We start from the raw sequence: 12,834 nt of genomic DNA, 5'->3' as shown, positions 1-12,834 counted from the left end.
ATCGATCACTCGCTCATACAATCTCTTGTTGAGTGCGAGTGCTTCTCAGGAAGACTCATTTTTTTATAAAGCTCTCATATAGTAGAAAAAGGAGTACACGTATAATTCTCGAGGTCAAGCGGCGTGGGGGGAAGACGATGACGATGACGATGAAAGAAGGAGATATCGTTGCCAGGCGTTCATATGGCTGTGATTTAATCTTCCGAGTAACCAGGCTTAACGAGTCGAGTCAAACAGCAGAACTGGTTGGTGAGGACATGAGGCTCATTGCAGATGCACCATTTGATGATTTGGTGTTAATTGATTCCAGTGAGCACAAAATGAGACGTGAGCAATCGAAAGAAAAGGAGGACTATTCCTTTCGTCTGTTTCGTCAAGATTATCAATTGTTACGAATGAAGCGTGAATATAGCGCAACAAGTCATTTTAAGAAAGAAACGAGTTTCTTTGAGTTGCCAGGTAAGATTCTTCATATCGATGGAGATCCGCTCTACTTAAGTAAGTGTCTTGAGATGTATAAACGTCTAGGGGTTCCGGTATACGGTTTGTATATGAAAGAGAGCGAGATCCCAGAGAATATTATTAAGCTTGTGAACAATGTGAGACCTGATATTCTTGTGATTACGGGTCATGATGCATATATAAAACATAAAGGAGAGAAAAAAGATCTCCAATGTTATCGAAATTCACGTTATTTCGTGCGCGCTGTAAAAGAAGTAAGAAGCGTTTTTCCAAACCTTGATCATCTCGTTATTTTTGCTGGAGCTTGTCAGTCACATTTTGAGTCGCTCATTCGTGCTGGAGCAAACTTTGCTAGTTCACCGGCACGCATTAATATTCATATGTTAGACCCTGTCTTTATTGTCTCTAAAATTGCGTTAACTTCATTTACAGACCACGTGAATGTTTGGGATGCACTACGAAATACGCTAACAGGTGAAGATGGTTTAGGTGGTGTGGAAACAAAAGGAATTCTACGTACAGGTATGCCGATGAAGGAAAATGAAGAGTACTCTGAATAAGAAAACGGTTGGTGAAATTAACACCACCGTTTTCTTGTTTTTGGCGGGTTTTATAAAGGTTTTACATATTTTTCGACAAACTGTGAAACAATAAAAGTGCACATCTTTAGGAAATAACAATTGACATTGTTTTTGCTTCGTTGTTATAATTTAAGTTTTATTTGACAAGAGTGTGCAAAAGATGTTATAATTTGTCTAAGTGAGGTGGAGGTTCCGATGGCAAAAACGATTATTGAAATCAAACAGACGTTACAGTCTCAGGTTGGCAAACGGTTGACCTTAAAGGCAAACGGAGGTCGCAGAAAGACAATTCAACGTTCAGGCATCCTTGAAGAAACCTACCCGGCAGTGTTCATTGTTAAGCTGGATCAGGACACGAACGCATTTGAGCGTGTGTCGTACAGCTACACAGATATTCTTACAGATACGGTACAAATTACATTTAATGAAGAACAAGCGGCAGTAAGCGGTTAAGGCACATGGTCTAACTGCTTTTTTGCTTTTTCTAGAGGTCACATTATTTTCTCCCTCTGCTGGATACATATTCGTGGTATAGCTAGCCCTTTCAATCCTAACAATAAGATTGTCACAGGATGGAAAGGAGCTTGATTCGCATGGCGAGACATAGAGGTATAATGTCTGATCGATTGAAAGAGGAAATTGCGAAAGAGCTTGGATTTTATGATACGGTTCAGAAAGAAGGTTGGGGAGGAATAAAAGCTCGCGATGCTGGTAACATCGTGAAGCGTGCAATCCAGCTAGCTGAAGAACAGCTTGCTAACCAACAAAAACACTGAACCCTGTGACGAAGGAACTCTGGTATTTTGCCAGGGTTCTTTTTTCTATGTCCAAAAGATCAGTGTGCCTAACGGAGGAGTGAAGGAATTGAAAGTGTTTCTTTCTTTTCGGCTTGTTGTGTTACAATAATTCACAGTAAGTAAAAATGTCGAACGGTAGAACTAAAATGTAGGTGAACGAGATGAGACAAAAACTGAGTGTGAAAGCACCGGCAAAAATCAATTTGGCATTAGATGTGCTTCATAAACGACCTGATGGATTCCATGAGGTTGAAATGGTCATGACAAATGTTGATTTAGCAGATCGTCTTGAATTAACTGAAATGAGACGTAATGAAATCATTCTTGAATCAACAAGTGGTTTTGTACCTGATGATCAGAGAAACTTAGCATATCAAGCTGCCGCACTTTTGAAGAAGAAATATGATATTAAACAGGGAATATCAATTAAAATAGATAAACAAATACCTGTTGCAGCAGGACTAGCTGGGGGAAGTAGTGACGCCGCAGCAGCATTGCGTGGTCTGAATGAGCTTTGGCAAATTGGCCTTAGCTATGATGAACTTGCTGATATTGGCTCAGAGATTGGATCTGATGTAGCGTTTTGTGTGCATGGTGGTACTGCTCTTGCAAAGGGGCGTGGAGAGGTTATTCAGCCAATGGATGCCCCACCGCCATGCTGGGTCATTCTTGCAAAACCTTCCATAGGAGTATCAACAGCTGATGTATACAGACGTCTTCGTACAATGGAGATGAAGCATCCAGACGTAAAAGGCATGATGCGTGCGATTGAAGAAAAGAATTACGAAGGCATCTGTCAAAACCTTGGCAATGTACTTGAGGATGTCACGCTTAAGCTTCATCCAGAAGTGAGACAGATTAAAGAGAAAATGGAAAATCTCGGTGCAGATGGTGTCCTTATGAGTGGAAGTGGGCCGACTGTTTTTGGTCTAACTCGTCATGAATCAAGGATGCAGCGAATTTATAACGGTTTAAGAGGCTTTTGTGGGCAAGTTTATGCTGTTCGCTTACTTGGTGAGAAGAACCCTTGAATAAATCCGTACGTTAGTGATATATTATGATTAATTATTCGGATTTTTTGGAGGTTCTTCTATGAAGATGAAACGGAGTTCTCGACTGGTAGACATGACCAGGTTCTTGTTAGAGCACCCACATAGGTTAGTATCACTAACCTATTTCTCAGAACGTTATGGAGCGGCTAAATCGTCAATTAGTGAGGATTTGGTTATTATTAAAGAAAATTTTGAACAGCAGGGTGTTGGATCCTTATTGACGGTTCCTGGTGCAGCTGGCGGTGTTAAATACATGCCTCTTATCAGTGAAGAGGAAGCAGACCGCGTAGTAGGGGAGCTTTGTGAATTTCTTGAAAGCCCAGATCGACTTCTTCCTGGTGGGTATTTATATTTAACTGATATTCTTGGCAATCCAGAAATCATGAATCAGGTAGGGCGTTTGTTTGCATCGGTCTTCGCTGATCGTAAAATTGATGTTGTAATGACGGTTGCGACAAAAGGCATTCCCTTGGCCTACGCAGCTGCGAGCCATCTGAATGTACCCGTCGTTATCGTACGTCGTGATAGCAAGGTTACAGAAGGTTCCACAGTAAGCATTAATTATGTGTCAGGCTCTTCAAAACGCATACAAACAATGGCGCTTGCACGAAGAAGTTTAAAGCCGGGTGCTAATGTGTTAATTGTAGATGATTTTATGAAGGCTGGCGGTACTATTCAAGGAATGGTCAATCTTCTCGAAGAATTTCAGGCTGATGTTGCAGGAATCGGAGTTCTTGTAGAGGCTGAAGGTGAAGGAGAAGAACGTCTTGTAGAAGAATACGTATCAATGATGAATCTTGGTGGTGTTGATATGAAGCAACGCACCATTCAAGTTGCTCCCGGAAATTATAATAAGTTTCTTACTCGATTAACTGAAGGGATTGAAAGCGAATGAAAACAGTCTATACCAAATCAGCTCCAGCAGCGATTGGACCATACTCGCAAGGGATGATCGTAAACAACATATTCTATAGCTCGGGTCAAATTCCACTTAGAGCAGATGGAACACTAGTGGATGGTTCAATCGAAGAACAAACGCACCAAGTGTTTTCAAATGTTAGGGCTGTTTTGGAAGCAGCTGGTTCTTCTCTTGAACATGTTGTTAAAACTACTGTTTTCATTAAAGATATGAATCAATTTAGTGCTATTAATGAAGTCTATGGGGAATATTTCCATACTCATAAGCCGGCTAGATCTTGTGTTGAGGTAGCACGACTACCAAAGGATGCTCTTATCGAAATAGAAGTTATTGCACTTGTTGGTTAATACCGAAAGCACACTCTACTATGGAGTGTGTTTTTTTAATAGTTAAAAACATTTAAGCTATGTGAGATATAAGCAAAAAAAGCTAAATTTTTATAACATTTTTTATATTTAGAAGAAGGAATTATTATATATAAGTTGAATAGTGCATATATGCTCTAATTAATGGAAAAAGGTGGTGCAACCGAGTTGGAAATTACAGATGTTCGCCTACGACGTGTGAATACGGAAGGACGCATGCGCGCAATCGCTTCCATCACAATGGATCATGAATTCGTCGTTCATGATATCCGTGTCATTGATGGAAATAACGGCATGTTTGTAGCGATGCCAAGCAAGAGAACTCCTGATGGTGAGTTTCGCGATATCGCTCATCCTATTTCCTCGAATACAAGGGAAAAGATTCAAACTGCTGTATTAGCTGAATATCACCGTGTTGGTGAAATGGAAGCTGCTTATGAGGAAGCTGGTGCTTCTTAATCAGAAAAGCTCGGTCAAATGACCGGGCTTTTTTGTGTTCTTATAAAAGGCATTGTGATTAGGAATGTTCACGTACCGTTCTTTTCCAGCTTCAAAAATGATCCTGTTTTAATGAACGACCTTGAAAATAAGGGGTTTTTGAGATATAGTCATAGTGGAAAAATAGGATACAATGGAGGAACCATATACATGAATAGATTTGCAGTTGTGTTAGCAGCCGGTCAGGGAACACGGATGAAATCAAAGCTATACAAAGTTCTTCATCCCGTTTGTGGAAAGCCTATGGTTGAGCATGTTGTCGACCAGCTCGATCAGCTTAAGCTCGAGAACATAGTCACTGTAGTTGGACACGGTGCCGAAAAGGTTCGGGATCAGCTTGGTGCTAAGGTCGAATATGTTCTTCAGGAGGAACAACTTGGAACAGCGCATGCTGTCATGCAGACACAGGATGCATTATCTACTAAGGATGGCGTTACTCTTGTTGTATGCGGAGACACTCCTTTAATTACGAGTGAAACAATGGATTCATTGTTGTCTTACCATGAGCAGAAGGGCGCGAAAGCAACTATTCTTACTGCAAAAGCGGATAATCCTTTTGGATATGGTCGCATTATTCGAGATGAGAACGGAAGTGTACAGCGGATCGTAGAGCAGAAAGATGCTAGTGACGCTGAACAGCAAGTGACTGAAATTAACACAGGTACATATTGTTTTGATAACAAAACGTTATTTGAGACGCTTCAGCTCGTTAAAAATGAAAATGCTCAAGGTGAGTACTACCTACCTGATGTTGTTGAAATTCTTCAGAAGCAAGGTGAAGTTGTTGCTGCTTATCAAACAGCAGATTTTGATGAAACAATGGGTGTGAATGATCGAGTAGCACTTTCTAAAGCTGAAATTGCGATGAAAAAACGAATTAATGAGAAACATATGCGTAATGGCGTTACGCTAATTGACCCCGATCAAACTTATATCTCTCCAGAAGCAGTGATTGGTCAGGATACTGTCATCTATCCAGGAACTACGATTTCTGGTAAAACCATTATTGGTGATGAAGCTAAGATTGGCCCTAACTCTGAAATTAAGGATAGTAAAGTTGGAAACATAAGCGTTGTGAAACAATCTGTTATTCATGACAGTGAAGTAGGAAATGCTGTGAATATAGGTCCGTTTGCTCATGTGCGTCCAGCATCACAAATTGGTGATGATGTGAAAATTGGGAACTTCGTTGAAGTAAAAAAAGCCGTTATGGGTCAAGGCAGTAAAGCTTCACACTTAAGCTATGTAGGCGATGCGGAAATCGGTAAAGAAGTGAATCTCGGCTGTGGATCGATTACTGTAAATTATGACGGAAAGAATAAATACCTTACAAAAGTAGAAGACGGTGCATTTATTGGCTGCAACGTGAACTTAATTGCTCCTGTGACGGTAGGTAAAGGTGCTACGGTTGCTGCAGGATCTACGATAACAGAAAATGTTCCTGAACAAGCACTGTCTATTGCTCGCTCTCGTCAGACGAATAAAGAAGACTATGCTTCGAAAATGAAGGACAAGTAATTTTGAGAAGATAAGAAAGTGTAAAATTCTTTGGTGACTAACATCAAATCCATCCCCTCAAAATATTAGGAGTGCTTTGGGTGGAAGTTGGGTTTGCGCTTTTCTTATTAATTAATGGAGGGGTACCAGCCAATGGCTAATTATTTAGATCCAAACCTGAAAGTGTTTAGTTTAAACTCGAATCCTGATTTAGCGGAAGAAATTGTAGAACATATCGGTGTTCCTATGGGTAAATGTTCTGTTGTTCGTTTCAGCGATGGAGAAATCCAGATTAACATTGAGGAAAGTATTCGTGGTTGTGATGTGTATGTGATTCAATCCACTTGTGCACCTGTAAATGAGAATATTATGGAACTTCTTATTATGGTTGATGCCCTAAAACGCGCTTCAGCTAAAACAATTAATATTGTCCTTCCTTATTACGGTTATGCACGTCAGGATCGTAAAGCAAGATCACGTGAGCCAATTACAGCTAAGTTAATGGCAAATCTCCTAGAGGTAGCAGGCGTTACTCGTCTAATTACACTAGATCTTCATGCATCGCAAATTCAAGGATTCTTTGACATTCCGGTTGATCAGTTAATGGGCGTACCGACACTGGCTAAACATTTCGAAGAAAAGAACCTTGATGACATTGTTGTTGTGTCACCTGACCATGGCGGCGTAACACGTGCCCGTAAACTTGCAGAACGACTTAAAGCACCAATTGCAATTATTGATAAGCGTCGTCCTCGTCCTAACGTAGCAGAAGTAATGAATATTGTAGGTAATATTGAAGGCAAAACGGCCATTATTATTGACGATATTATCGATACAGCTGGCACAATTACACTTGCAGCTAATGCTCTTATTGAGAACGGGGCTAAAGAAGTATTTGCTTGCTGTACTCATCCAGTTCTTTCTGGTCCTGCTATTGAGCGTATCGACAACTCTAAGATTAAAGAGCTTGCAATTACGAACACAATTCCGCTACCAGACGACAAGCGAATCGATAAGATTTCGCAACTGTCTGTTGCTCCTCTTTTAGGGGAAGCGATTATCCGTGTTCATGAACAACTTTCTGTAAGTAAATTATTTGATTAGATAAATAATGTTTATTGCCTGCTGATTATGGGTATCCATATAGAAGAGTAAAACCTAATCAGGAAGGTGATTTCAAATGGCAGCAACATTAAAAGCATTAGATCGTAATACTACAAAAAGAAGCGAACTTAGAACATTGCGTGAAAAAGAAGAAGGTCTTCCAGCAGTTATCTACGGTAAAGATCGCAAAAGCGCACCAGTTAAGGTTGACGCTCTAGAATTTATTAAAGTATACCGTGAAGTCGGAAAGAACGGTGTAATTGAACTTGATTTTGAAGGACAGGGAAAATATCCTGTAATGGTACACGACATGCAAGTTGATTCAATTAAAAACCATGTTCTTCACGTAGACTTCTATTCTGTTGACCTCAACAAAGAAGTAGAAGCAGAAGTTCCGGTTCACTTAACTGGTGAAGCTGCAGGAAGTAAAGACGGCGGTGTTGTTCAGCAAATGCTTCACGAAATTCTAGTAAAAGCGAAGCCGAACGATTTCCCAGATAGCATTGATGTAGATATCTCAGAACTAAACATTGGTGATGCAATACAAGCTGGAGATCTTCCAAAGGGCGACAAGTATGAAGTTATGCTTGACGCAGAAGAGCCAATTGCTTCAATCGTACCTCCAACAGAAGAACCTGCTGAAGACGAAGAGGAAGCTGACGAAGTGGCTGAAGAGCCAGCAGCTGATCAAGAAGAAACTGGCGACGAAACAACAAAAACAGAATAAACATCAAAGGCGTAACCGAACGGGTTACGCCTTTTTTTCAAGATATAGAGTCAATAGGTGAATAATTCCCCCGTTTTTTGATACGATAGAAGAAAAGTAATGAAAGGTAGGACGTCATCCGTTGAAATTAATTGTAGGCCTCGGAAACCCGGGGAAGAAATTTGAGCAAACAAGGCATAATGTAGGATTTATGGCAATTGACCAGCTATCAAAGGAGCTAGGCATTTCGCTAGATCAAAAGAAATTTCAAGGTGTATATGGAAAAGGTATGGTAAATGGAGAAGCAGTCTATTTATTAAAACCACAAACGTTTATGAACCTGTCTGGTGAATCAGTACGTCCTCTAATGGAATACTTTAATATTGAGGTTGAAGATCTACTAGTGATTTATGACGATCTGGATCTCCCTACCGGCAAAGTAAGGCTTCGACAAAAAGGAAGTGCTGGTGGGCATAACGGTATGAAATCGATCATTACTCATGTTCACACGCAAGATTTTAAAAGAGTAAGAATTGGGATTGACCGTTCCTCACGTCATTCTGTTATAGACTATGTATTAAAGCCTTTCTCAAAAGAAGAGATTGAACCGATTCAGGATGCAATTGATCGCACTGTAAAAGCCTGTGAAGCTTGGACAACAAACGCCTTTCCAGAAGTTATGAATCAGTACAACGCTTGAATATCCTTCCATTCTCCCGTCCATACTAATACAAGATAAGGACAGGGAGGATATGTTATGGATATTCATTACGTATGTCGTCACTGTGGGACTGGAATAGGTAAGTTAAATCCTCAAAATGTCTCAACAGACGAATTAGGATTTCAAGAGCTCACAGAGGAAGAGAGACAATCAATGATTTACTACCATCAAGATGGCACGATTGAAGTAAAGGCCATATGCGAAGACTGCCATGAGGCGATGGAACGTTCTCCATCTTTTCATGAGCTTGATACATTTATTCAGTAAGTAGCTTTGGGAATAGAACCAAAGCATTTTTGCGTTCTTAAATGAGAGTGATAGGACGGGTTATAGACTGAGAGGGGAGAATAAGCAAACGATGTTAGGTTTAAGAGAATATTTCAGTAAAGGCGATGAATTTCAGTCGGTCTTTTCGGGGGTAGAAGAGGGTCTTAAAGAACAGCTGGTTGCAGGATTATCTGGATCTGCGCGCATGCTTCTTATGGCTTCCCTTTACCATGAAACAAAGCGCCCACAGCTGATCATTACACATAATTTGTATCAGGCTCAAAAATTATACGAAGATATGAGCGAGCTGGTCCCTTCTGATGAAGTGTATTTATATCCAGTAAATGAGCTCATTTCTTCAGAAATTGCCATCGCAAGTCCTGAGCTAAGAGGACAGCGAATGGAAGCATTAAACTATTGGATGAAAAATAACAATGGAATTGTGATTGCACCCATTTCAGGGGTCAGACGGTATCTTCCTCCAAAAGATGTATGGGAGAAGAGTCAAGTCTCCTTCTCCGTAGGTGACGACATTCCACTTGATCAAATACTAGAAACGTTCGTTGCTATGGGGTATGAGCGTGTACCAATGGTTTCGTCCCCTGGTGAATTTAGCGTTCGTGGCGGTATTATCGATATATATCCACTAACGGAAAACAATCCAATTCGAATTGAATTGTTCGATACTGAGGTTGACTCGATTCGTTTCTTTGATATTGAATCACAACGATCAGCAAATAAGACTGATCGGATTACAATTGGACCCGCAGATGAAGTTGTTTTGTTTCCTGAGCATTATGAAAAGGGAGCTGATCGCCTTCAAGAGGAGCTACAGCTTTCAATGAAGAAGGTTAAGGATCAAAAAGCGAAAGAAGCTATGCATTCGAACATCACATATGAAATTGATCAGTTAAAGAACAAACAAAGTTTCCAGGGCGTTATTAAATACATGGACTTTTATTATGACCAACCTGCCAGTTTACTAGATTATTTACCTAAGGATGGACTTGTTGTTTTCGACGAAGTGAGTAGAATTCAGGAAATGTCAACGGATCTGGACAAGGAAGAAGCAGAGTGGCAAACAGCCCTTCTTAACCAAGGGGAGATTGTGTCATCCGTTTCCCTATCGAGATCTTATGATACGTTGTTCTCAAAACCTACTCATTCTACGTTGTATTTGTCTATTTTCTTAAGGCATGTTCCTTATACAAATCCACAAAATATACTTAACGTATCGAGTAAGGCTATGCAGAATTTCCACGGTCAGATGAAGGTTCTTAGTACTGAAATTGAACGATGGAAGAAGAGTGGAATGGCTATTGTATTTCTTGCGGCTTCTGAAGAACGTCGTAAGAGACTTGAACGAGTGCTTGAAGATTACGACATTAACGCCATGATGGTCGAACAGGATACACCCATTTCGCATCAGCAGCCCCAGATTTTAATCGGTAGCCTCAACGGAGGCTTTGAGCTTCCAATGCAGAAGCTTGCCGTTCTAACTGAAGCTGAAGTGTTTACAAAGCAATCAAAAAAGCCAAGACGCTCTCAGAAAATGTCTAATGCAGAGCGCATTAAGAGTTATTCGGAACTAAAAGTTGGCGATTACATTGTCCACGTGAACCACGGAATTGGGAAATATCTCGGTATTCGTACATTAGAAGTGAGTGGGATTCATAAAGACTATCTTTATGTGAGTTATGCTGGAAACGACAATTTATACGTGCCTGTTGAACAGATTGATCAGGTCATGAAATATGTTGGTTCAGAAGGGAAAGAGCCGAAGCTATATAAGCTAGGTGGAACAGAATGGAAGAAAGTAAAGCGGAAAGTACAATCTTCTGTAGAAGATATTGCAGATGATTTAATTAAATTATATGCCGAACGTGAGGCGAGTGTTGGTCACAGTTTTGAGAAGGATACGGAAGAGCAGAGAGAGTTTGAAGCAGCCTTTCCTTATCAAGAAACAGACGATCAGCTTCGAGCCATTCAAGAAATTAAAGAAGATATGGAGAAATCACGACCGATGGACCGTCTTCTTTGCGGTGACGTAGGATATGGGAAGACAGAGGTAAGTATTCGCGCAGCTTTTAAAGCCATTATGGATGGAAAGCAAGTGGCATTCCTCGTGCCAACAACAATCCTAGCTCAACAGCATTTTGCGACGATTCAAGAGCGTTTTGCCGATCATCCAATCAATATTGGTTTATTAAGTCGATTCCGTTCACGCAAAGAGCAGAATGAAACGCTTAAAGGGTTGAAGAATGGAACAGTCGACATTGTGATTGGTACTCATAGACTACTCTCGAAAGATGTCACGTACAGTCAGCTTGGTCTTCTAATTGTCGATGAAGAACAGCGTTTTGGTGTAACGCATAAAGAGAAGATTAAGAAGCTAAAAGCAAACGTTGACGTGCTTACACTCACTGCAACACCAATACCACGGACGCTTCACATGTCAATGCTAGGAGTGCGGGATCTTTCTGTTATTGAGACACCACCTGAAAATCGATTCCCTGTTCAAACGTATGTAGTCGAGTACAGCGGAACCCTTGTAAGAGAAGCGATTGAACGGGAACTTGCTAGGGGAGGACAGGTGTACTTCCTTTACAATCGAGTAGAATCGATTGAATATATGACGGATCAAATTAGGACACTTGTCCCTGAGGCTAGGGTCACCTATGCCCATGGGCAGATGAGCGAAACTGAGCTTGAGTCAGTAATGATTGATTTTCTTGATGGAAGCTTTGATGTGCTGGTGAGTACAACCATTATTGAAACTGGAGTTGATATTCCGAACGTCAATACGCTTCTAGTGTATGATGGGGATAAAATGGGACTATCTCAACTTTATCAGTTGCGTGGACGTGTTGGACGTTCCAATCGAGTTGCATACGCTTATATTACCTACCAGCGAGATAAAGTACTGACAGAAGTAGCGGAGAAGCGCTTGCAAGCGATCAAAGAATTCACTGAGCTAGGCTCAGGTTTTAAAATAGCGATGCGAGATCTTTCAATTCGAGGAGCAGGTAACCTGCTTGGTGCAGAGCAACATGGCTTTATTGATTCAGTAGGATTTGATCTTTATTCTCAAATGCTAAAAGATGCGATTGAAGTACGAAAAGGCGACAAGCCTAAGGAAGAAGCATTCACCATCGAAATTGATCTTGAAGTAGATGCGTACATTCCGGGAACATACATTGACGATGAGAAACAAAAGATCGACATGTATAAACGTTTCCGTTCGATTGATTCTCTTAAGGATATTATGGACTTACAGGATGAGATGATGGATCGATTTGGCGATTTCCCTGAGGAGGTTGATTATCTATTCCAAGTTTCACGAATGAAAGAGATTGCGAAAGAAGTAAAGGTTGAGAAAATTAGTCGAAGCAAGAAGGACATCCAACTGCTTTTCCATGAATCTGCTCGTGAAGCGATCGGAGGCGAAACCATTTTTGAAGTCGCTAACGAATTTGGGAATAAATTAGCACTTGGCGCCGATGGTAACAAAGTAAAGGTAACGATTAAAGGAAGAGGTCTTGAAACAAAAGATCATTTGCAACTTGTGGAGAACGTTTTAAAGAAAATGAAGAAAGCTTTAAAGCAGCCAATCAATGCGAAATAAAGTGAAACTTCCATCAGAGGGGATCCTTTCACCCCTCTGATGGTTAGCTGAACCAATCGGACCTTTAGGGGCAGTTCCCCACCTCGCCATCTTGATTAGCTAATGTTTTAGAGGTGGTTTTTACTGCCCCTTAAGGGTGGGATAAAGTGAAACTTCCATCAGAGGGGATCCTTTCACCCCTCTGATGGTTAGCTGAACCAATCGGACCTTTAGGGGCAGTTCCCCACCTCGCCATCTTGA

13 protein-coding genes are annotated in these 12,834 nt (G+C 40.8%); all 13 read left to right on the top strand.

What is annotated here, in order from left to right:
• Positions 1–143: 143 nt before the first annotated feature.
• The 13 genes from yabG (at position 144) to mfd (ending at position 12,594) form a co-directional block, all read left to right on the top strand.
• Positions 144–1,022, top strand: coding sequence for a sporulation peptidase YabG (gene yabG, locus JI666_RS19695; RefSeq protein WP_136948815.1), 879 nt, complete (start codon positions 144–146; stop codon positions 1,020–1,022).
• 216 nt (positions 1,023–1,238) lie between these two features.
• Positions 1,239–1,496, top strand: coding sequence for a biofilm formation stimulator Veg (gene veg, locus JI666_RS19690; RefSeq protein WP_098445908.1), 258 nt, complete (start codon positions 1,239–1,241; stop codon positions 1,494–1,496).
• Between the two features lie 140 nt (positions 1,497–1,636).
• Positions 1,637–1,819, top strand: a complete 183-nt coding sequence (locus JI666_RS19685; protein ID WP_136948816.1) for a small, acid-soluble spore protein, alpha/beta type — start codon at positions 1,637–1,639, stop codon at positions 1,817–1,819.
• 182 nt (positions 1,820–2,001) lie between these two features.
• Positions 2,002–2,871 carry a 4-(cytidine 5'-diphospho)-2-C-methyl-D-erythritol kinase gene (gene ispE / locus JI666_RS19680; RefSeq protein ID WP_136948817.1) on the top strand — a complete coding sequence of 290 codons (870 nt, stop codon included), beginning with the start codon at positions 2,002–2,004 and terminating at the stop codon, positions 2,869–2,871.
• 61 nt (positions 2,872–2,932) lie between these two features.
• Positions 2,933–3,787 carry a pur operon repressor gene (purR, locus tag JI666_RS19675; RefSeq protein WP_136948818.1) on the top strand — a complete coding sequence of 285 codons (855 nt, stop codon included), beginning with the start codon at positions 2,933–2,935 and terminating at the stop codon, positions 3,785–3,787.
• Positions 3,784–4,158, top strand: a complete 375-nt coding sequence (locus tag JI666_RS19670) for a RidA family protein (RefSeq protein WP_206894758.1) — start codon at positions 3,784–3,786, stop codon at positions 4,156–4,158. Before purR ends, JI666_RS19670 begins: the two co-directional genes overlap by 4 nt.
• A gap of 186 nt (positions 4,159–4,344) precedes the next feature.
• Positions 4,345–4,635, top strand: coding sequence for a septation regulator SpoVG (gene spoVG, locus JI666_RS19665; protein WP_098445913.1), 291 nt, complete (start codon positions 4,345–4,347; stop codon positions 4,633–4,635).
• Between the two features lie 189 nt (positions 4,636–4,824).
• Positions 4,825–6,192, top strand: coding sequence for a bifunctional UDP-N-acetylglucosamine diphosphorylase/glucosamine-1-phosphate N-acetyltransferase GlmU (glmU, locus tag JI666_RS19660; protein WP_206894755.1), 1,368 nt, complete (start codon positions 4,825–4,827; stop codon positions 6,190–6,192).
• A 132-nt stretch (positions 6,193–6,324) separates the two neighbouring features.
• Positions 6,325–7,275, top strand: coding sequence for a ribose-phosphate diphosphokinase (locus JI666_RS19655; protein WP_136948821.1), 951 nt, complete (start codon positions 6,325–6,327; stop codon positions 7,273–7,275).
• 76 nt (positions 7,276–7,351) lie between these two features.
• A complete protein-coding gene (locus JI666_RS19650) occupies positions 7,352–8,002 on the top strand; it encodes a 50S ribosomal protein L25/general stress protein Ctc (RefSeq protein WP_206894753.1) in 651 nt (216 codons plus the stop codon).
• A gap of 121 nt (positions 8,003–8,123) precedes the next feature.
• Positions 8,124–8,681, top strand: coding sequence for an aminoacyl-tRNA hydrolase (pth, locus tag JI666_RS19645; RefSeq protein ID WP_136948823.1), 558 nt, complete (start codon positions 8,124–8,126; stop codon positions 8,679–8,681).
• Between the two features lie 57 nt (positions 8,682–8,738).
• Complete coding sequence (gene fin / locus JI666_RS19640; protein ID WP_136948824.1) at positions 8,739–8,969, top strand: anti-sigma-F factor Fin; 231 nt, start codon at positions 8,739–8,741, stop codon at positions 8,967–8,969.
• A gap of 91 nt (positions 8,970–9,060) precedes the next feature.
• Positions 9,061–12,594, top strand: coding sequence for a transcription-repair coupling factor (gene mfd / locus JI666_RS19635; RefSeq protein WP_206894751.1), 3,534 nt, complete (start codon positions 9,061–9,063; stop codon positions 12,592–12,594).
• Positions 12,595–12,834 lie beyond the last annotated feature (240 nt).

The sequence above is a fragment of the Bacillus sp. NTK071 genome (genome assembly GCF_017303315.1).
In the GTDB taxonomy this organism is placed as follows: Bacteria; Bacillota; Bacilli; order Bacillales; family Guptibacillaceae; genus Guptibacillus.
Note: the sequence above shows the minus strand (reverse complement) of the source record. Positions and strands in the feature narration are given on the sequence as shown.